18 protein-coding genes are annotated in these 21,059 nt (G+C 73.4%); 7 read left to right on the forward strand and 11 right to left on the reverse strand.

The window, feature by feature from the left end; all coding sequences use genetic code 11:
* Positions 1-176: 176 nt before the first annotated feature.
* Positions 177-1,637: an HtaA domain-containing protein gene (locus LG634_RS35085; protein ID WP_226740192.1), complete on the forward strand. Its 1,461-nt coding sequence runs from the start codon at positions 177-179 to the stop codon at positions 1,635-1,637.
* 84 nt (positions 1,638-1,721) lie between these two features.
* Complete coding sequence (locus tag LG634_RS35090) at positions 1,722-2,438, forward strand: PhzF family phenazine biosynthesis protein (RefSeq protein WP_226740194.1); 717 nt, start codon at positions 1,722-1,724, stop codon at positions 2,436-2,438.
* A gap of 107 nt (positions 2,439-2,545) precedes the next feature.
* Here the strand turns inward: LG634_RS35090 and LG634_RS35095 are convergent, their stop codons facing one another.
* Together LG634_RS35095 and map are read right to left on the reverse strand one after the other, a co-directional pair.
* Positions 2,546-3,193 carry a biliverdin-producing heme oxygenase gene (locus tag LG634_RS35095; protein ID WP_226740196.1) on the reverse strand — a complete coding sequence of 216 codons (648 nt, stop codon included), beginning with the start codon at positions 3,191-3,193 and terminating at the stop codon, positions 2,546-2,548.
* Between the two features lie 170 nt (positions 3,194-3,363).
* Complete coding sequence (gene map / locus LG634_RS35100) at positions 3,364-4,221, reverse strand: type I methionyl aminopeptidase (protein WP_226740198.1); 858 nt, start codon at positions 4,219-4,221, stop codon at positions 3,364-3,366.
* A 67-nt stretch (positions 4,222-4,288) separates the two neighbouring features.
* Between map and LG634_RS35105 the strand changes: the two genes are divergently transcribed.
* The gene (locus LG634_RS35105; protein ID WP_226740200.1) at positions 4,289-4,528 is read left to right on the forward strand and encodes a hypothetical protein; all 240 of its coding nucleotides are present in this window, start codon (positions 4,289-4,291) and stop codon (positions 4,526-4,528) included.
* A gap of 75 nt (positions 4,529-4,603) precedes the next feature.
* Here the strand turns inward: LG634_RS35105 and LG634_RS35110 are convergent, their stop codons facing one another.
* Positions 4,604-5,209 carry a hypothetical protein gene (locus LG634_RS35110; protein WP_226740202.1) on the reverse strand — a complete coding sequence of 202 codons (606 nt, stop codon included), beginning with the start codon at positions 5,207-5,209 and terminating at the stop codon, positions 4,604-4,606.
* A gap of 95 nt (positions 5,210-5,304) precedes the next feature.
* On the opposite strand from LG634_RS35110, the gene npdG reads away from it, so the two are divergent.
* Positions 5,305-6,030, forward strand: a complete 726-nt coding sequence (gene npdG / locus LG634_RS35115; protein WP_226740204.1) for an NADPH-dependent F420 reductase — start codon at positions 5,305-5,307, stop codon at positions 6,028-6,030.
* An 80-nt stretch (positions 6,031-6,110) separates the two neighbouring features.
* On the opposite strand, the gene LG634_RS35120 is transcribed toward npdG, so the two are convergent.
* Complete coding sequence (locus LG634_RS35120; protein ID WP_226740206.1) at positions 6,111-8,174, reverse strand: TerD family protein; 2,064 nt, start codon at positions 8,172-8,174, stop codon at positions 6,111-6,113.
* A 234-nt stretch (positions 8,175-8,408) separates the two neighbouring features.
* Between LG634_RS35120 and LG634_RS35125 the strand changes: the two genes are divergently transcribed.
* Positions 8,409-8,600: a hypothetical protein gene (locus LG634_RS35125; RefSeq protein ID WP_226740208.1), complete on the forward strand. Its 192-nt coding sequence runs from the start codon at positions 8,409-8,411 to the stop codon at positions 8,598-8,600.
* Here LG634_RS35125 and LG634_RS35130 read toward each other — a convergent pair.
* A complete protein-coding gene (locus tag LG634_RS35130; protein WP_226740209.1) occupies positions 8,587-9,408 on the reverse strand; it encodes a site-2 protease family protein in 822 nt (273 codons plus the stop codon). The genes LG634_RS35125 and LG634_RS35130 overlap by 14 nt on opposite strands.
* Positions 9,409-9,464: 56 nt before the next feature.
* On the opposite strand from LG634_RS35130, the gene LG634_RS35135 reads away from it, so the two are divergent.
* Positions 9,465-12,761, forward strand: a complete 3,297-nt coding sequence (locus tag LG634_RS35135) for an ATP-binding protein (RefSeq protein WP_226740210.1) — start codon at positions 9,465-9,467, stop codon at positions 12,759-12,761.
* 39 nt (positions 12,762-12,800) lie between these two features.
* Here LG634_RS35135 and LG634_RS35140 read toward each other — a convergent pair whose 3' ends face one another.
* From LG634_RS35140 to panB, 3 genes are all read right to left on the reverse strand, one after another.
* Positions 12,801-13,655: an ABC transporter permease gene (locus LG634_RS35140; protein WP_226740211.1), complete on the reverse strand. Its 855-nt coding sequence runs from the start codon at positions 13,653-13,655 to the stop codon at positions 12,801-12,803.
* Entirely contained in the window at positions 13,652-14,695 is a 1,044-nt protein-coding gene (locus LG634_RS35145) for an ATP-binding cassette domain-containing protein (protein ID WP_226740212.1), read from the reverse strand. The genes LG634_RS35140 and LG634_RS35145 overlap by 4 nt, the downstream gene beginning before the upstream one ends.
* Before the next feature lie 110 nt (positions 14,696-14,805).
* Positions 14,806-15,675 carry a 3-methyl-2-oxobutanoate hydroxymethyltransferase gene (panB, locus tag LG634_RS35150; protein ID WP_226740213.1) on the reverse strand — a complete coding sequence of 290 codons (870 nt, stop codon included), beginning with the start codon at positions 15,673-15,675 and terminating at the stop codon, positions 14,806-14,808.
* A 284-nt stretch (positions 15,676-15,959) separates the two neighbouring features.
* Here panB and LG634_RS35155 point away from each other — a divergent pair, with 284 nt between their 5' ends.
* Entirely contained in the window at positions 15,960-16,988 is a 1,029-nt protein-coding gene (locus LG634_RS35155) for an endonuclease/exonuclease/phosphatase family protein (protein ID WP_226740214.1), read from the forward strand.
* 89 nt (positions 16,989-17,077) lie between these two features.
* Here LG634_RS35155 and LG634_RS35160 read toward each other — a convergent pair whose 3' ends face one another.
* The 3 genes from LG634_RS35160 to LG634_RS35170 all read right to left on the reverse strand — a co-directional run bounded on the left by LG634_RS35160 (position 17,078) and on the right by LG634_RS35170 (position 21,012).
* Positions 17,078-18,832, reverse strand: coding sequence for an NAD+ synthase (locus LG634_RS35160; RefSeq protein ID WP_226740216.1), 1,755 nt, complete (start codon positions 18,830-18,832; stop codon positions 17,078-17,080).
* An 88-nt stretch (positions 18,833-18,920) separates the two neighbouring features.
* Positions 18,921-20,513 carry a multicopper oxidase family protein gene (locus tag LG634_RS35165; protein ID WP_226740218.1) on the reverse strand — a complete coding sequence of 531 codons (1,593 nt, stop codon included), beginning with the start codon at positions 20,511-20,513 and terminating at the stop codon, positions 18,921-18,923.
* A 55-nt stretch (positions 20,514-20,568) separates the two neighbouring features.
* Positions 20,569-21,012 carry a hypothetical protein gene (locus tag LG634_RS35170; RefSeq protein WP_226740220.1) on the reverse strand — a complete coding sequence of 148 codons (444 nt, stop codon included), beginning with the start codon at positions 21,010-21,012 and terminating at the stop codon, positions 20,569-20,571.
* Positions 21,013-21,059 lie beyond the last annotated feature (47 nt).

Here is a 21,059-nt window from a genome sequence, read left to right on the forward strand (position 1 = left end):
TCCTCCCGTACCGGCTGGTGGGTGGCCGGCGGTGCGGCCGCCGCCACCCTCCTCGGCCTCGGCGCCTTCCTCGTCCTCCACCGCCGCCGGCCGGCCGCACCGGACAGCCCCTGACGGCGTCCGGCGCCCGGCCCCCAGATCCCTCCCCGTCCCGTCCCTTCCAGGAGATCCCACTCATGTCCTCCACCACCCGGCGCACCACCGCGATCGCGGCCGCCGTGCTCACCGCGGCCGCGCTCGGCGCCTCCGCCCTGACCCTGCCGGCCGCCGCGGCCCCGCCCGCCGCCGGCGCCCCCGCCGCCCGGCCGCCGCTGAAGATCACCGGCGGCACCCTCGACTGGGGCGTGGTCAAGCGCTACCGGAACTACGTCACCGGCATGGCGCAGGGCACCATCACCGTCTCCGACGGCGCCGGCCGCAACGCCGACGGCACCTTCCGGTTCGGCTCGGCCACCGGCCAGTACGACATGACCACCCACGTCGTCACGGCCGCGTTCACCGGCAGCGTCACCTTCACCTCCCGCGCCCACGGCTTCGAGGTGAAACTGGCCGACTTCCGCTTCGACACCGGCACCAAGCGCCTGACCGCCGACGTCACGAAGAACGGCACCACCACCCAGGACGTGCCGATGGCCACCGCCGCCGTCACCGGGCCGTCCCTGGAGAAACTGCCCACCACCCTCACCAAGGAGGCCGCGGCCCAGCTCGGCGGCCCGTACGAGGGCATCGCAGGCGACCCGCTCACCGCCGCCCTGGAGTTCGAGAAGCCGAGCCCGCACCCCGACCCCACACCCAGTACGAAGCCCACCCCGAGCGCCAAGCCCACCCCCACTCCCACCCCCATGCCGAGCACCCCTGCCGCGGGCCCGCGGAAAATCGCCGACGGCCGGCTCACCTGGGGCATGAAGGAGTCCTTCCGCCGCTACGTGCAGGCCGCCGGCGGCACCGTCACCCCCTCCGGCGGAGCGGCCCGCAACGGGCAGGTCTTCGACTTCACCGCCGGCTCCGGCACCGCGGACGCCCGCGCCAAGAAGCTGTCCGCCGCCTTCAAGGGAGCCCTCCGCTTCCGCTACGAGGCCCACGGCATCGACATGAAGTTCGGGAACATCAAAGTCAAGGCGGCCGGCAGGAAGGGCACCCTGGTCCTCGACGTGCGGACCCCGGCCGGGCTGAAGAGGAACGTCTCCTTCGCCACCCTCGACCTCTCCCGGGCCTCGTACCAGCCCCAGCGCGGGGTCGTCGCCTGGAAGGCGGTGCCCGCCGCCTTCACCGCCGACGGCGCGGCCGTCTTCGCCAACGGAACCACCGGCTCGATGTACAAGAAGGGCGACCCGATCGACCCGGTCACCCTCTCCGTCAGCCTCGACCCGAACGCGACCCTGCCGTCGGCCCCGGCCGGCACCACGGGCGGTACGGGCACCACCGGCGGCACCGCAGGCACGGCTTCCGGCGGCACCACGGCCGGCGGCGCCGCGGCCCAGTCCGTCGGCGGCTCCGCTTCCGGAACCGGCGGCAGCCTCGCCGCGACCGGCTCCGGCACCCCCGCCGGTCCGCTGCTCGCCGCCTCCGTGCTGGTCGTCGGAGCCGGCGCCGCGGTGGTCTACTCGGCCCGCGGCCGGCGCCCCGCAACCGCCTGAACAGCACCGCCTTGCCCCGGGCGGCCGTGACCGGGTGTGCCCGAGTCATAACCGCCCGGGCCCGAGCCGTGTTTGAATGCCCGCGTGAACGATCTCGACGTGCTCAAGGTGTTCTGCGCGGGCGACGGCCGGCACGGCAATCTGCTGGGCGTCGTCCGCGACGGACGGACCTGCCCCGACGAGGCCTCCCGGCAGGCCCTCGCCGCCGAACTCGGCTTCAGCGAGACGGTGTTCGTCGACGACCCCGAGCGCGGGGTCGTCGACATCCACAGCCCCGGCCTGCGCATGAACTTCGCCGGCCACCCGCTGGTCGGTGTCGCCTGGCTGCTGGACGTGGAGGAGCTCAACCCGCCGGTCGGCGAGGTCTGGGCCCGCGACGACGGCGAGTTCACGTGGATCACGGTCCATGCCGACTGGGTCCAGGACAAGGTGACGCGGCAGTACGCCTCCGTCGCCGAGGTGGCCGCGCTGCCCGCGCCGCCGCCCGGTGAGGGCTGGCTCTACGCGTGGGCCTGGGAGGACGAGGCCGCCGGCCGGATCCGCGCCCGCGGCTTCCCGCGCCGCCCGCACGCCTGTGGCCGCACCGACGGCACCTGCGGCGGCGGGGCCTGCCCCGGCAGCATCGCCGAGGACGAGGCCACCGGCTCGGCGGCCCTGCTGCTGACCGTGCAGCTCGGCCGCGCCCTGAACATCACCCAGGGCGCGGGCTCGCAGATCCTCACGGCACCCGGCCCCGGCGGCACGATCGAGATCGGCGGCCGGGTCCGGTTCGCGGAGCCCGCCCCGGCGCTCCGGCGCTGAACGGGAACGGCAATGAGAGCGGGAGCGGGAACGGGAACGGGAACGGGAACGGCGAATGGGGACGGGCCGGCGCTGGTGCGCCGGCCCGCTGCCTGCTCGCGGGAAGGTCAGGCGCTCAGCGGGAACTGCTCGCCCAGCTCCCGGAAGACCGCGCCGTTGAAGTCGAAGGCCCGCTTGCACTCGTCGACGATCCGCTGCTTCTCCAGGTCGTCCACGGGGACCGCGTCCAGCAGCTCGCGGTAGCCGCGCTTGAAGGCGGCCGGGTTGCCGACCTCCTCGAACACGTAGAACCGAACCCCGTCGCCCTTGCGGGCGAAGCCCCAGGTGCGCTCCGCCTTGTCGCGGATGATCTGGCCGCCCGAGAGGTCGCCCAGGTACCGGGTGTAGTGGTGGGCGAGGTAGCCGCCCGGCCAGCGGGCGGCGCACTCCGCGACCCGGTCCGCGTACGCCAGGGTGGCGGGCAGGGCGGCCAGGGTGTCGCGCCAGGCCGGCCCGCGCAGGTGCGCGAGGTCGCGCTCCAGCGCGGCGACCCGCATCAGCTCGGGCCGTATGAACGGACCCGCGACCGGGTCGGCCCGCAGCGCATCGGAGACGTCCTCCAGCGCCCGGTACACGAACCACAGCTGCTCCGTGTAGCGGGAGTACGCCTCCACCCCGAGCCTGCCGCCGAGCAGGTCCGTCATGAAGGTCGAGGTCTCCGCCTCGGTGTGCTGCTCGTGCGAGGCGACGCGGATGACGGTGGAGAAGGCGTCCAAGACGGACCTCCGGGGCCGATGGGACGGGACAGAGGGGCGGTCGGGCACGGGGCGGTGCGCAAGGCTGCCGCCCCGCCCGATCCTCCTACTTAGGCTTACCTAAGTCAATCTGTTCCCGACGTCCTGTCGGTATCTCTGTCCCATTCAAACCGGCTTCATGCCGGCCCGCATCACGGCAGCGTGAGGATCTCCGCGCCGGTCGCCGTGACCACGAGGGTGTGCTCGAACTGAGCGGTCCGCTTGCGGTCCTTGGTGACCACGGTCCAGCCGTCCTCCCACATGTCGTACTCGTGGGTGCCGAGGGTGAGCATCGGCTCGATGGTGAACGTCATGCCGGGCTCGATGACGGTGGTCGCGTGCGGGCTGTCGTAGTGCGGGACGATCAGGCCGGAGTGGAACGACGAGTTGATGCCGTGCCCGGTGAAGTCCCGGACCACCCCGTACCCGAAGCGCTTCGCGTACGACTCGATGACCCGGCCGATGATGTTGATCTGGCGGCCCGGCTTGACGGCCTTGATCGCGCGGTTCAGCGACTCGCGGGTGCGCTCGACCAGCAGGCGCGACTCCTCGTCGACGTCGCCGCACAGGTAGGTGGCGTTGTTGTCGCCGTGCACGCCGCCGATGTACGCCGTGACGTCCAGGTTCACGATGTCGCCGTCGCGCAGCACCGTCGAGTCCGGGATGCCGTGGCAGATGACCTCGTTGACGGAGGCGCACAGCGACTTCGGGAAGCCGCGGTAGCCCAGCGTCGAGGGGTAGGCGCCGTGGTCGCACATGTACTCGTGCGCGACCCGGTCCAGCGCGTCGGTGGTCACGCCGGGCGCGATCAGCTTCGCGGCCTCCTCCATCGCCTGCGCGGCGATCCGGCCGGCGATGCGCATCGCCTCGATCGTCTCGGCCGACTGCACCTCCGGTCCGGTGTACGGAGTGGGCGCGGGCTTGCCCACGTACTCGGGGCGGCGGATGGCGCCGGGGACGGAACGGGTGGGCGAGAGCTCGCCGGGTACGAGCAGAGACTGGCCAGACATGCATGCGAGTGTATCGAGCGGGGATCGGGCAGCATGGCGGCAGAGAAGCGCTGAGGAGGAACGGAAGATGGCCCTGTTCAAGAAGCGCCAGGTCGGCAAACCGGGCGAATGGTATTACTGCCTGGTCCACAAGAAGGTGGAAGAGGGCCCCGAGTGCCCCGCGAAGGACCGCTTCGGCCCCTACGGCACCCCGGCCGAAGCCGCCCACGCCATGGAAACCGCCCAGGAACGCAACCTGGAATGGCAGAACGACCCCAAGTGGAACGACAAGTCCCGCGACGAGGACGAGGGCCCGGCCACGCCGTAGCGCCGGCCGGGGGCACGATCAGGCCCGTCCGGCGGTCCGGCGATCGAGGACCGGGGGGCCGGGGCGGAGCCCCCGTCACCAGCGGGACGGCGGCGGCGCGGTCAGCCGGTCCGCCAGCCGGGACAGCCGGTCCCGGAACCGCCGGGGCGACCGCTGCCCCGGCACCCCGTTCTCCCCGGCCGCCGCACTCACCAGATGCTGCACGGTGTCCAGATCCAGCCCGCCCCCGGGCCCGGCCACCAGCACGTCGTGCGCCAGCCCAGCCAGCCCCCCGTCCGCAGCCCCCTCCAGCGCCAGCACCGTCGCCCCGCCCCGCCGCGCCCGGTGCACCCGCTCCAGCAGCCCCGCCCCCGCCGTCCCCGGCGCCACCACCAGCACCGTCTCCCCCCGCCCGGCCGCCTCCAGACGCCCCAGCCCCACCGACAGGTGCGCCGGCTCCCCGCCCCGCACCGCGTGCCGCACCAGCGTCGGCGCCAGCCCCGGCAGCCCCGACCAGGCCGCCTCGTCCTGCAAGTGCGCCGCGAGATGCCACGGCTCGTACTCCGCGGTCCCCACCAGCAGCAGCCCGGCCCCCGCCGACGCCACCGAGGACCGCAGCCCCTGTGCGAACCGCCGGGCCGCCGCCGGCCACTCGGTACCGGCAAGGACCTCGCGCAGCAGCGCCACCCGTACGGCATCCATGGACGGGCATCCTGCCCCCGCCCCGCCGCCCGCGGGCCGCGGATGTGTCCGCTTCACCCGTTCGGCCGGGCCCGACCGGGCAGTAGGGTCGGGCCATGACTTCCACTGACAGCGCGGACACCACCCCCCAGGCGCCGGCCAAGGCCCCGGCGAAGGACCCCTGGGACCTCCCCGACGTCTCCGGCCTCGTCGTCGGCGTCCTCGGCGGCACCGGCGACCAGGGCCGCGGCCTCGCCTACCGGCTGGCCCGGGCCGGCCAGAAGGTGATCATCGGCTCGCGCGCCGCCGACCGCGCCCGGGCCGCCGCCGACGAGCTCGGCCTCGGCGTCGAGGGCGCCGACAACGCCGAGTGCGCCCGCCGCAGCGACATCGTGATCATCGCGGTGCCCTGGGACGGCCACGCCAAGACCCTCGAATCCCTCCGCGCGGACCTCGCCGGCAAGCTCGTCGTCGACTGCGTCAACCCGCTCGGCTTCGACAAGCAGGGCGCCTACGCCCTCAAGCCCGAGGAGGGCAGCGCCGCCCAGCAGGCCGCCGCCCTGCTCCCGGACTCCCGCGTCACCGCCGCCTTCCACCACCTCTCCGCGGTCCTCCTCCAGGACGAGTCGATCGACGAGATCGACACGGACGTGATGGTCCTCGGAGAGTCCCGCGCCGACACCGACCTCGTCCAGGCCCTCGCCGCCCGCATCCCCGGCATGCGCGGCATCTTCGCCGGCCGCCTCCGCAACGCCCACCAGGTCGAATCCCTCGTGGCCAACCTCATCTCGGTGAACCGCCGCCACAAGGCCCACGCCGGCCTCCGCATCACGGACGTCTGAACCACGGACGTCTGACCCGGGCACGAGGCGGCTGCCTCCGGGCGTCGGCCGCAGGGCTTCCTGCGGCCGACCGTCCGGGTTCAGCCGCGGCGGGAAGTGCGCCGCAGGCCTGCCTCCACGGGGGCCACGACACCCTGGTAGAAGCGGTCCACCGCGTCGTCGATGCTCCGGATGAACCCGGACTCGGAGTTGCCCCGCGTGTTGCCCATCCCCTTCAGCAGCGTCAGCCGGAAGCCCGTGATCGGCGCGCCGTCCTTCGGCAGCAGGTCGCCGGGCTCGGGGCGCAGCCGCTCAAGTGTTCCCCGAGGGCCGTTCCCCGTGTCGACCAGGCTGTGGACGTGCAGGTCGGCGGGGGCCTCGGAGAGCAGTCGGACCAGCCGCTTGGCCGTGGTCAGCGGATACGACCCTTCGGGCGCAGGGACGTCGATCGAGGTGCGGATCCGGCTCGTGCGGAGGTCGGCCGTCACGGCGATCACGCTGCTCGTACCGTCGACCCGCAGCTCTGCAGAGAGCTGGCCGCCGGCACAGAGCCTGTCGGCGGCGGCGATGCGTCGGGCGGCCGGACTGCTGCCCTTCCTCGACCGCTGTACCGGGAGGGCCTTCTGCCCCAGTTCGCCTCCCAGCCGCAGGCAGACCTGGCGGATGAGCCGTTCCCAGTTCTCCACGACCTCGACGGCGCGGGGGTCGTCCTGGGCAAGCGTCTCGTCCTCGATGCCCTTGCGCACGGGCACCCAGGCGGCCCCCATGTTCTGAAATCCGTGGCAGCCGGAATTCTCGTGCTGCAGGTAGGCGAGCAGTTCTTGCAGGAGCCAGGCGTGAGCCGCGTTTCCCACACCCTCGTGGCGGATCAGCATCTGGGCCTGGTGAGCCACCTCGGCCCACGAAACGTGCCACAGGCCGACCTTGTGCTTGCGTCGGCCGTCGACTTTCACGTCGACCATCGGAGTGCCTTCGAGGGCGACGTCGTTGGACACGCTGATGACGGCCTCGTAACCCCGGCGGGCCGCAATGTCCATGTACTGCTGGAGCTGCTCCGCCTTCAGCGGGCCCCCGTTTGTCTTCGTTTCCACCAGGGCGGTCCACAGCCTGCCCGCGCGCTCGACCCGGATGACGCCGTCGGGCCTCTTGGGCGTGTCGCCGTGTGGCAGCGGCACCTCGGTGAACGTCTGCATCCGCCCTGCCGGCGCGCCGAAACCGGCCGTGAGGCGGCGGCCGAACTCGGGCACCTGCGCCATGACGGACAGCAGCACCGAGGTGGCCCGGGTCTCCCGTTCCCGGTCGCTCTTCAAGGAGGGAGCAGGGAAGAGGAGAGCAGGGCGCCAGGAGTCGTTCTCCGCCAGAGACTTGGGAACAGCCCGCGGTAGCGTGATCTTCTTGCGGGTTGTCCGTGCGTTCCGTCCCCGCGACTGCGCTGGAATGCCCGGGTCGGCCGCCGCCGGTTCCTTCCGGAGCCCGGACGCAGGCTCTTGCCCTTCGGCCGGTTCCGTACCGGGCACGCTGTCCGCCGCAGGCAGCGGCGGTGCCGGAGTCTCCGCGGTCGTGGAGGACGGTGGAGCGGTCTCGGGCACCTCTTCCAAGGCGCTGTTCTCGTCTTCCGCGTCGTCCACGACCGTGATGCCGAAGTCCGTCGCCAGGCCGGCCAGCCCCGTCTCGTAACCCTGCCCGACCGCCCGGAACTTCCATGCGCCGTCGCGTCGGTACAACTCGCCGAAGATGAAGGCGGATTCCACGCTCGCATCGTGGATCGAGAAGCCGAGCAGAGTCTCGCCGGAGCGGTCCGCCACCGTCATCCGGAGGTCGTCCAGATCACCGAAGCGGGCATCGCCGTACTGGCTGGCCGCCACGACGATGCGTTCGACGTCGGCCTGCATGGCCGACAGGTCCACGCTGATGCGGTCCTCGTCACCGCTGTCCGTCGGCGTTTTGCCGAGCAACTGAACGCTGCCGTCGGCGGCAGCGGGATTGTTGTAGAAGTAGAAATCGCCCTCGCTGCGGACCTTCCCGTCGGCACCGAGGAGCAGCACTGAGACATCGGCGTCTCCGGCCCCTGAGGAGCTCGTCCAGCTCAGGCTGACGACGACTGCTTCCGCGTCGTCACTCAGAGCGTCCAGACCGACGTTCGCGCCCTTCCGGATTTCTTGCATGATCCCCCCACTCGCATGGCCGTGGAACGCGAGATGTGACGTGGCTCACGCGCCCGTGGGAACCGTAGCGGTATGGGAAGGGGAAGATCGTCGGAACAGAAAAACAGCCCGATATGTCGACATGGGGAACGGCGGCCCGTGAGGGGAACCACTCCGATCCTTACGGGAGCACTGCGGGGCATGGGGGACACTGGACGGCAGGAACGACCGACCGTTTTGCCAGGAGCCCTGCCCATGCCCCGCCTCGCCCTGTTCGCCCTTGCCGTCTGTGTGCTCGCCGTGGCGGCCGCCGTGGTCGCCTTCGTGGAGGGCAGCTTCCTCGGGATCGTCTGGGTCCTGATGGCGGGCGTGTCGTCCAACATGGCCTGGTACTACCTGCGCAAGGCGAAGGCGGAGAAGGCGGCCCGCGAGGTCACCGGAGGATGACCTCGCAGTACGGGTTGGTCTCCTGCCAGAAGCGGTAGAGGTCCCGGCCGCAGTACGACTCCACGTCGGTCACCCCGAGCCCGCGCAGCACCGCGTGCACGGCGTCGAAGAACACCTCGTTGACCTGCGGGATGAACAGCACCACGAACACCCCCAGCAGTCCGAACTGCGCGTACGGCTCGACCTGCCGCCGGACCTTCGCCGACAGCCACGGCTCGATCACCCCGTAGCCGTCCAGCCCCGGCACCGGCAGGAAGTTCAGGATCGCCGCCGTGATCTGGAGCAGCGCCAGGAAACCCAGGGCGAAGCGGAACGCGAACGGCACGCCGTCCAGGGCGCCCAGCCAGAACGGCGCCGTGCACACCAGCGCGAACAGGACGTTCGTCAGCGGACCCGCGGCCGAGACCAGGCTGTGCTTCCAGCGGCCCCGGATCCGGCCGCGCTCGATGAACACCGCACCGCCCGGCAGGCCGATCCCGCCCATGATCACGAAAACCACCGGCAGCACGATGCTCAGCAGGGCGTGCGTGTACTTCAGCGGGTTCAGCGTCAGGTAGCCCTTCGCGCCCACCGTGATGTCCCCGCCGTGCAGCGCGGTCCGGGCGTGCGCGTACTCGTGCAGGCACAGCGACACCACCCACGCCGAGGTCACGAACAGGAACACGGCGAAGCCCGTGCTCGACGCGAAGTCCGTCCACACCGCCCACCCGGTGACCGCCATGACCGCGACGATCCCCAGGAAGACGGGACTGACCCGCCGCTCGCCGTGACGCGACCGCCCGGCCGTGTGTCCACCCAGTGCACCCATGGCGCCGAACCTACCGCGCGCGTACGGCCCGCAGGAGCCCCGGCGACAATGGGCGGGTGCGCTACGCGATTCTCGGCACCACCCAAGTCCTCGACGACGACGGCACCCCCGTCCCCCTCGGCGGGGCCCGGCTGCGCGCCCTGCTGACCGCCTTCGCCGCCCGGCCCGGCCGCACCCTGCCCGCCGGCGTCCTCGTCGCCGAGGTGTGGGCGGACAACCCGCCCGCCGACGCGCCGGCCGCCCTGCAGGCCCTCGTCGGACGGCTCCGCAGGACCCTCGGCCACGCTGCCGTGGACTCCGTCGACGGCGGCTACCGGCTGGCCGCCGGCCGCGAGGACGTCGACCTGTTCCGCTTCGAGCGCCTGGCCGCCGACGGCGCCCGCTCCCTCGCCGCGGGCGCCGCCGCCGACGCAGCCGCCCGCTACGACGAGGCACTCGCCCTGTGGCGCGGCCCGGCCCTCGCCGACCTGCCCGACCGCACCGCCGAAGCCGCCCGCTGGGAGGCCGTGCACCTCGACGCCCGCCGCGGCCGCCTCACCGCCGCCCTCGCCCTCGGCCAGGCCGAACGGTCCCTGCCCGAACTGACCGCCCTGTGCGCCGAACGCCCCCTCGACGAGCCCCTGCACGCCCTGCGCATCCGCGCCCTGCGCGACGCCGGCCGCCCCGCCGAGGCCCTGCACGCGTACGAGACCGTGCGCAAGGAGCTGGCCGGCCGGCTGGGCGCCGACCCCGGCCCGGAGTTGCGCGCCCTGCACGCCGAACTCCTGGCCCCCGGCCCCGCCGCGCCCGCCCCGGCCGCACCCCCGGCCCCCGCCGGCCCGCCGCCCGGCAACCTGCGGGCCCGCCTCACCACCTTCGTCGGCCGCGAGGCCGACATCGCCGCCATCGGCGCCGACCTCGCCCGGGCCCGCCTCGTCACCCTCCTCGGCCCCGGCGGCGCCGGCAAGACCCGGCTGTCCCAGGAAGCCGCCGAGGCCGCCGCCGCGGACGGCCACTGGCCCGACGGCGTCTGGCTCGCCGAACTCGCCCCCGTCGAGGATCCCGACGACGTCGCCGAGGCCGTCCTGTCGGCCCTCGGCGCCCACGAGACCTCCCGGCGCGGCGCCGCATCCGACGAACTGCGGGTCCTCGCCGACCGCTCCGACGACGCCATGCAGCGCCTCACCGAATACTGCGCCCGCCGCCGCATGCTGCTCCTGCTCGACAACTGCGAGCACGTCGTCCTCGCCGCCGCCCGCCTCGCCGAGGACCTGCTCGCCCGCTGCCCCGGCGTCCGGATCCTCGCCACCAGCCGCGAGCCCCTGGGCGTCCCCGGCGAATCCCTGCGGCCCGTCGAACCGCTGCCCGCCCCGGTGGCGCTGCGGCTGCTCGCCGACCGCGGGGCCGCCGCCCGGCCCGGCTTCAGCCCGCAGGAGGACCCCGCGGCCGCCGCCGAGATCTGCCGCCGCCTCGACGGCCTGCCGCTCGCCATCGAACTCGCCGCCGCCCGACTGCGGCTGCTCACCCCCCGCCAGATCGCCGACCGCCTCGACGACCGGTTCCGGCTCCTCACCAGCGGCAGCCGCACCGTGCTGCCCCGCCAGCAGACCCTGCGCGCCGTCGTCGACTGGTCCTGGGACCTGCTGGAAGAGCCCGAACGCGCCCTGCTGCGCCGCCTGTCGGTGTTCGCAGGCGGCTGCGACCTGGCCGCCGCCGAGACCGTCTGCGCCGACGGCGGCCTGCTCGGCCCCCTCGACGTCGCCGACGCCCTCGGCTCCCTCGTCGACAAGTCCCTCGTCGTGGCCGCCGCCGGCCCGCCCGCCGGCGAGATGCGCTACCGGCTGCTGGAGACCGTCGCCGAATACGCCGCCGAACGCCTCGCCGAAGCCGGCGAGGACCGGGCCGCCACCGAGCAGCGCCACCTCGTCCACTACCGCGAACTCGCCCGCCGCACCGAACCCCTGCTCCGCGGCCGCACCCAGCGCCCCGCCGCCGCCCTCGTGCGCACCGAGTACGAGAACTTCCGCACGGCCCTGCGCCGCGCCGTCGCGGCCCGCGACGAGCACGAGGTGATCTGCCTGGTCCACTCGCTGGTCTGGTACTGGCACATGAACGACCTGCGCTCCGAGTCCCGGCACTGGTCCCGGGCCGCCGCCGCCCTCGGCCCCGACCCGTTCGCCCCGCCGGTGGCCCCCGCGCCGCCCGTGCACGAGCAGGTCGTCGACTCGCCGCCGCCGTACTCCGGGGACCTGCTCGACGAGGCCCGCCGCGGCATCCGGCTCATCGAGCTCGCCGCCCGCGACCAGGCCACCGGCGACTGGCATTCCCCGGAGGTACGGGAGCTGATCCACGGCATGGTCACCGCCTACCGGCCCGGCCTGCCGCAGGTCTGCCGCAACCCCGGCGGCCTCTGGTTCTACGCCGTCATGATCGCCGGGGACGCCGACCTGCTCCGCACGGTCATCGACGCCAACGTCGAGACCTGCCGCGCCTTCGGCTACACCTGGGAGCTCGCCTCCGCCCTCCAGCTGCGCGCCAACGTCCTGGCGAACCGGGCCGACTGGGTCGGCAGCGCCGCCCGCGACGCGGAGGAGAGCCTCGCCCTGTTCGAGGAACTGGGCGACGACTGGGGCTGCGCCGAGGCGCTGTCCGCCCGTGGCGAGGCCCACGAGCGGCGGGGCGGGTTCGCCGAGGCCGCCGAGGCCTTCCGGGCCGCCGGCGAGTACGCCTGCCGGCTCGGCGCCGAGGCCCAGGTGACGGTGCTGCGGGTCCGGCTGGCCGGGGTGCTCGCCGAACTCGGCGAGGGCGAGGAGGCCGAACAGATCCTCACCGAAGTGGTCGCCACCCGGCAGCAGTTCGGCAACGAGGCGATGCCCGCGGCCCGGATGTTCCTGGCCACCCGGCTGGCCCGCACCGGCCGCACCGCCGAGGCCCGCGCCCAGCTGGACTCCCTGCGCGCGGAGTTCGCCTTCGGCGCGTACGCCATCTTCGACGGCTTCCTGCTCGGCATGCTGGCCTGGCTGGACAACCTCGAAGGCCGCTACTCCGACGCCCTGCCCTCGCTGTGGCAGGCGCTGGCGGCCGCCGACGACCCGCTGGTGCGGATGGTCGCCCCGCAGATGCCCGCCGTGTACCTGATGACCGCCGCCGGCTCGCTCGCCGGGCTGGCCCGGCCCGCGGACGCGGCCCGGCTGCTGGGCGCGTACCGGGCCCACCTGCCCGCCGGCCACTTCCCCACCCTGATCGAGCGGGAGGGGTTCGCCGCCGCCGAGGAGTCGGCCCGGGCCCAGCTCGGCGACACCGCCTACGAGAGCGCGTACGCCGAAGGCGGCGGCCTCTCCTACGAGGAGGCCACCGCCCTCATGCGGCCCTGACCCGGAGCCGGTCCGGGACGCGAACCGGGCCGTTCCGGATCAGGTCTTCCTGCGGAACTTGGCGACCGCCAGCGGGGCCGTCACCACGGTGATCAGGACGGTCCAGCCGAGGGTCATCCACACCGAGTGGGCGACCGGGCCGCCGTTGATCAGGTTCCGGGCCGCGTCGGCCAGGTTGGACAGCGGGTTGTAGTCGGTGAAGCTCTGCAGCCAGCCCGGCATGGAGGACGGCGGGCTGAAGATCGAGCTGCCGAACTGCAGCGGCATCAGCACCAGCATCGCGACGCCCTGCACGGCCTGGGCCGTCTTCATCGTCAGACCGAGCAGGATGAAGATCCACATCAGCGAGGCGCCGAAGACCACCGACAGGCCGACGGCCGCCAGCAGGTCGAGCACCGACGTCTTGATGTCCAGGCCCAGCAGGAAGCCCATGCCGAGCAGGATGGCGGTGGCGATCAGCATCCGGCCGATCTCCACCACGATCTTCGCGATGAGCACCGAGGAACGGGCGATCGGCATGGACCGGAAGCGGTCCATCACGCCCTTCTGGAAGTCCTCGTTGACGCCCGTGCCCACCGCCATCGCGATGTTCAGGCCCATCATCGCCATCATGCCGGGCACCAGGTAGTTCACGTACGCGTCCTGGTTGCCCTTGCCCGCGATCGCGCCGCCGAAGACGTACACGAACAGCAGGATGAAGACGATCGGCATCAGGACGACCTCGAAGATCGACTCCGGGTTCGCCTTGATCTGGAGGGCGTTGCGGCGCGACAGGGCGCCGATGTGCCGCAGGTTGGCCCGCAGGCCGATCCGGCCCTCGCCGGACTGCGTCCGGTCCGGGGCGGGGGTGCCGGGGGCCGCGCCGCGGACCGGCGCGCTCGTCGTCGTGCTCATGCCGCGACCTCCTCGGCCTTGTCGTTCGTGTCGTTCGTGCCGCCGTGGGTGCCGTCCCCGGCGGACGCGCTCCGGTGGCCGGTGATGGCCAGGAAGACCTCGTCCAGGCTGGGCAGGTAGGTGCTGACGTCGGTGATGCCGTACCCGCGGGCACCCAGCAGGCCCACCACGGCGGTCAGCTGCTCGTCGCTGAGGATGGGGACCAGCAGCGCGCCGTCGTCCGGCACGGCCTGCGAGCCGGCCGGCCCGTCCAGCCCGGCCTCGGACAGCGCCCGGGCCATGTCCGGCACGTCGGCCGCGCGGGCCGGGCGGATCCGCAGCGTCCGGCCGCCTACCCGCGCCTTCAGCTCGTCCACCTTGCCGTTCGCGATGACCTTGCCGCGGTCGATGACCGTCAGCTCGCTCGCGAGCTGCTCGGCCTCCTCCATGTACTGGGTGGTGAGCAGCACGGTCGCGCCCTCGGCCACCAGCCGGTGGACCTCGTCCCACACCTCGTTGCGGGTGCGGGGGTCGAGGCCGGTGGTCGGCTCGTCCAGGTAGATCACGGCCGGGCGCCCGATCAGGGAGGCCGCGAGGTCCAGCCGGCGGCGCATGCCGCCCGAGTACATCCCGGCGACCTTCTTCGCCGCGTCGGTCAGCGAGAACCGCTCCAGCATCTCGTCCGCACGGCGGCGGGCGTCCTTGCGGGACAGGTCGAGCAGCCGCCCGATCATGTAGAGGTTCTCCCAGCCGGACAGCCTCTCGTCGACGGAGGCGTACTGGCCGGTCAGGCCGATGGTGCGGCGCAGCTGGCGGGGCTGGCGGACCACGTCGTACCCGGCCACGACGGCGGTGCCGGCGTCCGGGACGACCAGCGTGGACAGGCAGCGCACCAGGGTGGTCTTGCCGGCACCGTTGGGGCCGAGGACACCGAGCACGGTGCCCTCCCGGACGTCGAGGTCCACGCCGTCCAGTGCCTTGGTCTCGCCGTAGTGCTTGACCAGTCCCCGCACCTCCACGGCGTGGGAGCCGCTTCCGGGGTTCTTGTCGATTCGCGTCATGCCCCCAGGAGACCAGCCGCCACCGACAACGCACCGACAGGCCGCCGACAGGACGGGCGACGGCCCGCCGACACGTGTCGGCGGGCCGTCGGACGATCGGCGGAGGCAGATCAGTGGAAGCTGTGCTGCTCCTGCGGGAAGGAGCCGCCGGCCACGTCGGCCGCGAACGCCTTCGCCGCGTCCCCCATGGTCTGCCGCAGGTTCGCGTACTGCTTGACGAACTTCGGCAACTTGCCCTGGGTCAGGCCCATCATGTCGGTCCACACCAGCACCTGGGCGTCGCACTCGGCACCCGCGCCGATGCCCACGGTGGGGATGTGCAGGGACCGGGTCACCTCGGCGGCCAGCTCGGCCGGGACCAGCTCCAGGACCACCGCGAAGGCGCCCGCGTCCTGCGCCGCCTTCGCGTCGCGCAGCAGCCGGTGCGCCGCCTCGTCGGTACGGCCCTGCACCCGGTAGCCCATGGCGTTCACGGACTGCGGGGTCAGGCCGAGGTGGGACATGACGGGGATGCCGGACTCGACGATCAGCTCGGTCTGGCGCAGCGACCGCTCGCCGCCTTCCAGCTTCACCGCGCCGACGCCGGCCTCCTTGACCAGCCGGGTCGCGCTGCGCAGCGCCTGCACGGCCCCTTCCTGGTACGAGCCGAACGGCAGGTCGCCGACGATCAGGGCGCGCTTGGTGCCCCGGACCACGGCGGCGGAGAGCAGGGTCATCTCGTCGAGCGTCACCGGCACGGTGGTGTCGTAGCCGAGGTGACAGTTGCCCATGGAGTCGCCGACCAGGATGACCGGGATGCCCGACTCGTCGAAGACGGAGGCGGTCATCGCGTCGTAGGCGGTGAGCATGGGCCACTTCTCGCCGCGCTCCTTGGCGGCGGCGAGGTCGCGGATGGTGATCCGGCGGGTGGACGTGCCTCCGTACAGGGACGGGGTCCCCGGCTGCCCGGCTGCCTGGGCAGGCGAAACGGCATGCGTCATTGCAACTGCTCCTTGTGTCATCTCGAAGCACCCTTACGGTGTCCCCGGACTCACCCCCCATGGTGGCACCCGGCGCGCCGAAGCAGGAAGGCGGCGGCGACCGTGGCGTCGAACACGCGTCCAGAACTGCTCGAATATGCGCGTTTCGTTACAAGGGGAACCTCTGCCGCCGCTCAGGCCGTCCTCGAGGCCGTACAGCCGCACCGGACTACAGGCATGATGCTGATCATCGCCTAGGGTCGGGGTGCGGGACAGTGCGCGAGCAAGGCAGTGAGGACAGAGGCATGGCACAGGCGTACATGACGGAGACGGGGAACGGCGGCTCGGGGGACGAGCCCACCGGATCCCGGTTCCGCCGCCGCCTGGCCGAACTGCGCCGGGATCCCGGCATCTGGCGGCGCGGCATCGTGCTCGCCGCCGTGGCCGGGGCGCTCTCCCTCGTGATGATCTTCCACGCGCAGCTGCCGAACACCGTCGGCAACCTCGGCAGCCTCATCGAGACCTTCCTGCCCTGGCTGGGCCTGTTCGTCCCGGTCCTGCTGGTGGCGGGCCTGCTGCGGCGCTCCGCGACCGCCCTGGTCGCCGTCGCCGTGCTCACCGCGGTCTGGCTCAACTTCTTCGGCGGCCTGGTCACCGACAAGTCGGGCGGAGGCGGCAACCTGATGGTCGCCACCCACAACGTCGACGCCGACAACCCGGACCCGGAGGGCACCGCCGCGGAGATCGCCCGCTCCGGGGCCGACGTCCTGGCCCTGACCGAGCTGAAGGCGAGCGCAGTCCCCGGCTACTCCCGGGCCCTCGAAGGCACGTACAAGTACCACGCCGTCGAGGGCACCGTCGGCGTCTGGAGCAAGTACCCGCTGAGCGGGAGCGCCGCCGTCGACATCAAGATGGGCTGGACCCGGGCCATGCGCGCCACCGTCGACACCCCGCAGGGCCAGGTCGCCGTCTACGTGGCCCACCTGCCGTCCGTGCGGGTCAAGCTCAACGCCGGCTTCACCGCCAACCAGCGCGACAACAGCGCCGACGCGCTCGGCCACGCCCTCGCCGCCGAGCCGCTGCCCCGGGTGATCCTGCTCGGCGACCTCAACGGCACCATGAACGACCGCGCGCTGTCGCCCGTCACCTCGCAGATGCGCTCCACGCAGGGCGCCGCCGGCGACGGCTTCGGCTTCAGCTGGCCGGCCCCGTTCCCGATGGCCCGGATCGACCAGATCATGGTCCGCGGGATCACCCCGGAGGCCTCCTGGACCCTGCCGCGCACCGGCAGCGACCACCTCCCGGTGGCGGCCCGCCTCTCGGTCCGCCCGTAACCGCACCGCCGGGCAGCCGCCCCGCCGGCACCGCCCGTACGCACGGGGCCCCGGACGCCGTACGCGTCCGGGGCCCTGTGCGTGCCCGGTCAGGCCTGCTCGCGCCAGCCGTTGGTGATGGGCAGCCGGCGGTCCTTGCCGAAGCCCTTCCGGGAGATCTTCGTGCCCGGCGGGTACTGGCGCCGCTTGTACTCGGCGGTGTCCACCATCCGCACGGTCCGCGCGACCAGCTCCCGGTCGAAGCCCGCCGCGACGATCTCCTCCAGCCCGCGGTCCCGGTCCACGTACAGGTCCAGTACGGCGTCCAGCACCGGATAGTCCGGCAGCGAGTCGGTGTCCACCTGGCCCGGGCGCAGCTCGGCGCTCGGCGGCTTCACGATCGAGTTCTCGGGGATCGGCGGCACCTCGCCGCGCTCCGCGGCGGCCGCGTTGCGCCACCGCGCCAGCCGGAACACGTCCGTCTTGTAGACGTCCTTGATCGGGCCGTACGCGCCGACCGAGTCCCCGTACAGCGTGGAATAGCCCACCGCCAGCTCGGACTTGTTGCCCGGGGCCAGCACGATGTGGCCCTCCTGGTTCGACAGCGCCATCAGCAGGGTGCCGCGCAGCCGGGACTGGAGGTTCTCCTCGGCCAGCCCGTCGAGGCCCAGCGAGCCCATGTACGCGTCGAACATCGGGACGATCGGCACCGTACGGAAGTTGAGCCCGGTGCGCCGGGCCAGCTCGGCCGCGTCGCCCCTGGAGTGGTCCGAGGAGTACTTCGAGGGCATCGAGACGCCGTACACGTTCGCGGCGCCCAGGGCGTCGCAGGCCAGCGCGGCCACCAGGGCCGAGTCGATGCCGCCGGACAGGCCGATCAGGACCGACCGGAAGCCGTTCTTCCGTACGTACGCGCGCAGTCCCGTGACCAGGGCCTCGTAGATCTCCGCGTCGTCGCCGAGACGGTCCGCGTAGCCGCCGGTCACCACCGGCTCGTAGGCGGGCAGCGGTTCCTCGGAGAGGACCACCCGGTCGATCCGCAGCCCGTCGTCGACCACGCCCTCCGGCGCGCCGGCGGCGGCCGCGGGCAGGTCCAGGTCGACCAGGACGCAGCCCTCGGCGAACTGCGGGGCGCGGGCGATCACCGTGCCGTCGGGGCCGACGACGATGGAGTCGCCGTCGAAGACCAGCTCGTCCTGGCCGCCGGTCATCGCCACGTACGCCAGGGTGCAGCCGGCCTCCTGGGCCCGCTTGCGGACCAGTTCGAGCCGGGCGTCGTCCTTGTTGCGCTCGTACGGGGAGGCGTTGATCGAGATCAGCAGTCCGGCGCCGGCGGTACGGGTGGCGGGCACCCGGCCGCCGTCCTGCCACAGGTCCTCGCAGATGGCCAGGGCCACGTCCACGCCGTGCACCCGCACCACCGGCTGGGTGTCGCCCGGCACGAAGTACCGGAACTCGTCGAACACGCCGTAGTTGGGCAGGTGGTGCTTGGCGAAGCGGAGCACGACCGCGCCGCGGTGCAGGACCGCGGCGGCGTTCAGCGGGGAGCCGGCGGGACGGCCGAGCCGGGGCCGGGCCTCGTCGGCGCGGTCGAGGTAGCCGACCACGACGGGGAGTTCGCCGAGGCCCTCGGCGGCCAGCCGGGCGGCCAGCGCGTCCAGGGCGGCGCGGGAGGCCTCGACGAAGGACCCACGCAGGGCGAGGTCCTCGACGGGGTAGCCGGTCAGCACCATCTCCGGGAACGCCACCAGGTGGGCGCCCTGTTCGGCGGCGTGCCGGGTCCAGTGCACGACCGAGTCGGAGTTGGCGGCGATGCCGCCGACGTGCGAGTCGATCTGATTCAGCGCGAGGCGTAGTTGAGGCACGCCGCCAGTCTAATCGTCTTTCTGACGCGATGTCCTGGGGTCGGGGTGCCGGACCTGCGGCCGGTGCTCCGGCACCCCGCCGGAGCGCCTACTTCCGCCGGTACCCCAGCACCGTCATCATCCCGGCCTCCGCGTGGTAGACGTTGTGGCAGTGGATCATCCACAGGCCCGGGTTGTCGGCGTCGAAGTCCACGGTGAGGGTGCCGTTCGGCAGCACCACCGCGGTGTCCTTGCGGACCCCGCCCGGCACGTTGGCCAGCGCGAACGTGTGGCCGTGCAGGTGCAGCGGGTGCCACATCGAGGTGGAGTTCGCGAACACCAGCCGGACCCGCTCGCCCGCCTTCACCGGGTGCAGCCGGTCCGCCGTGTAGGGGGCGCCGTCGAAGGCCCAGTCGTACTTCTCCATGCCGCCGGTGAGCCGGATCTTCACGGTCCGGTCCGGGGTGCGCGCGGGCAGCGCCACCGACGGCGCGGCCCGCAGCCGGTCGGCGGTCAGCGGGCGGCCGGTCAGCTCGGCCGGCCGGACCCCGGCGGCCGGGGCCGCGCCGCCGCCGGTGCGCAGCACGGCCAGCGCGGTGCGGTCCTTGCCCTCGGCGAGCGCCGTCAGCGGGAACACCCCGTCCTGCGCCGTCACCAGGACGTCGTACCGCTCGCCCATGCCGAGCAGCAGCGAGCGCGCCCGGGTGTGCACCACCGGGAAGCCATCGGTGTGCGTGACCGTCATCTCGTGGCCGCCGAGCGCGACGCGGAAGGCGGTGTCGCCGCCCGCGTTGACGATCCGGATCCGGATCCGGTCGCCCGGCCGGGCCGTGAACACCGCCGGGTCCTCCGGGGTGCGCCCGTTGACCAGGTAGTGCGGGTACGCCACGTCGCCCGCGTCGGCGCCGAGCACGTCGCTGCGGGCGCCCGTCATGATCCGGGACGGGCCGGCGCCGGGAGGTGGGGACCCGGCGGTGCCGCCCGTGCCGCCCGCGCCGTGTCCGGCGTGCCCGCCGCCGGCCATGCCCTTGGACAGTTCGGCGAGCACCGCGTCCGGGGTGGAGCCGTCGACGCCGTCCACCCAGTCGTCCAGGACCACCACCCACTCCTGGTCGTACGCGAGCGGCTCGCGCGGGTCCTCGACGATCAGCGGGGCGTAGAGGCCGCGGTCCAGCTGGACGCCGGAGTGCGGGTGGAACCAGTACGTCCCGGGGTGCGGCACGGCGAACCGGTACGTGTGGGCGCCGCCGGGCCGGACCGCCTTCTGGGTCAGGCCGGGCACGCCGTCCATGTCGTTGCGCAGCGCCAGGCCGTGCCAGTGCAGGGAGGTGGCCTCGGGGAGGTGGTTGGCGAGGGTGAGGGCCAGGGTGTCGCCCGCGGTGACGCGGACCTCCTGCCCGGGCAGCCGGTCGCCGTAGGCCCAGGTCCGCACGGAGCGGCCCGCGCCGAGGTCGAGCGTGGCGGCGGTGGCGGTGACCCGCACGGCGCGGACCCGGCCGCGGGCCCGGCGGGCCTCCTCGGCGGCCCGGACCTCCGGCCCGTCGGGGCTGACGTACCCGGCGGGCGCGGGGCGCGTGCCGCCGGATCCGCCGTGCTGCCCGTGGTCCGGGGCGGAGCCGCCGGAGCAGCCGGCGAGCAGCCCGCCGCCGGCCGCGGCGAGTCCGGCGCCGAGCAGGGTGCGACGTGTGTGAAGAGAGCGCATGGAGCACCTCGTTGTGGGGTGGTGCGGACGGATGGACGGGGTCGGACCGGCCCTCCTATACCCGCAGCACCACCGATCCGGCGCGCACCCGCTGCGGCGGCGGCGCGTGCCGCCCGCCCCCGTCCGTCCGCCCGGCCCGCCGGCCACCGCCGCCGCCGCGGCGCCGGGGCGTGCCCCGCAGCCGCCCGCCGAGCACCAGCACCCCGAGCCCGGCGAGCACCGCCAGGCACACGCTGCCGGGGTCCATGCCCGTGTCCGTACCCGTGCCGCCGGGCCCGCCGTGGCCCGCGCCGTGTGACGTGGCCGTCACCCCGGAACCGGCAACGTGTGCGACCCGTTCTGCGTCATGGAAGGTGGCGGCCGCGAACGTGCCGGGCGCCGGCAGGGCGCGGGATTCGGCGGGGTGGCCCAGGGCGTGCATGCCCGCGATGCCCAGGAGCAGCGCGGCGAGCAGCAGCAGCCGGGGCAACCGGGGGGCTCGCGGGGCTGTGGGCGTCACATCCGGAACCCTACCCCGGGTGGGTATCCCGGACCAGCCGTCTGCAT

It is taken from the genome of Streptomyces bambusae, assembly GCF_020532645.1.
Classification (GTDB): Bacteria; Actinomycetota; Actinomycetes; order Streptomycetales; family Streptomycetaceae; genus Streptomyces; species Streptomyces bambusae.

Coding starts and splice junctions, on each gene's coding strand:
- panB (WP_226740213.1), bottom strand. CDS start 15,675: ATGACGCATGCCGTTTCGCCTGCCCAGGCAGCCGGGCAGCCGGGGACC.
- LG634_RS35085 (WP_226740192.1), top strand. CDS start 177: ATGTCCTCCACCACCCGGCGCACCACCGCGATCGCGGCCGCCGTGCTC.
- npdG (WP_226740204.1), top strand. CDS start 5,305: ATGACTTCCACTGACAGCGCGGACACCACCCCCCAGGCGCCGGCCAAG.
- LG634_RS35105 (WP_226740200.1), top strand. CDS start 4,289: ATGGCCCTGTTCAAGAAGCGCCAGGTCGGCAAACCGGGCGAATGGTAT.
- LG634_RS35140 (WP_226740211.1), bottom strand. CDS start 13,655: ATGAGCACGACGACGAGCGCGCCGGTCCGCGGCGCGGCCCCCGGCACC.
- LG634_RS35155 (WP_226740214.1), top strand. CDS start 15,960: ATGGCACAGGCGTACATGACGGAGACGGGGAACGGCGGCTCGGGGGAC.
- LG634_RS35165 (WP_226740218.1), bottom strand. CDS start 20,513: ATGCGCTCTCTTCACACACGTCGCACCCTGCTCGGCGCCGGACTCGCC.
- LG634_RS35145 (WP_226740212.1), bottom strand. CDS start 14,695: ATGACGCGAATCGACAAGAACCCCGGAAGCGGCTCCCACGCCGTGGAG.
- map (WP_226740198.1), bottom strand. CDS start 4,221: ATGTCTGGCCAGTCTCTGCTCGTACCCGGCGAGCTCTCGCCCACCCGT.
- LG634_RS35120 (WP_226740206.1), bottom strand. CDS start 8,174: ATGCAAGAAATCCGGAAGGGCGCGAACGTCGGTCTGGACGCTCTGAGT.
- LG634_RS35125 (WP_226740208.1), top strand. CDS start 8,409: ATGCCCCGCCTCGCCCTGTTCGCCCTTGCCGTCTGTGTGCTCGCCGTG.
- LG634_RS35130 (WP_226740209.1), bottom strand. CDS start 9,408: ATGGGTGCACTGGGTGGACACACGGCCGGGCGGTCGCGTCACGGCGAG.
- LG634_RS35110 (WP_226740202.1), bottom strand. CDS start 5,209: ATGGATGCCGTACGGGTGGCGCTGCTGCGCGAGGTCCTTGCCGGTACC.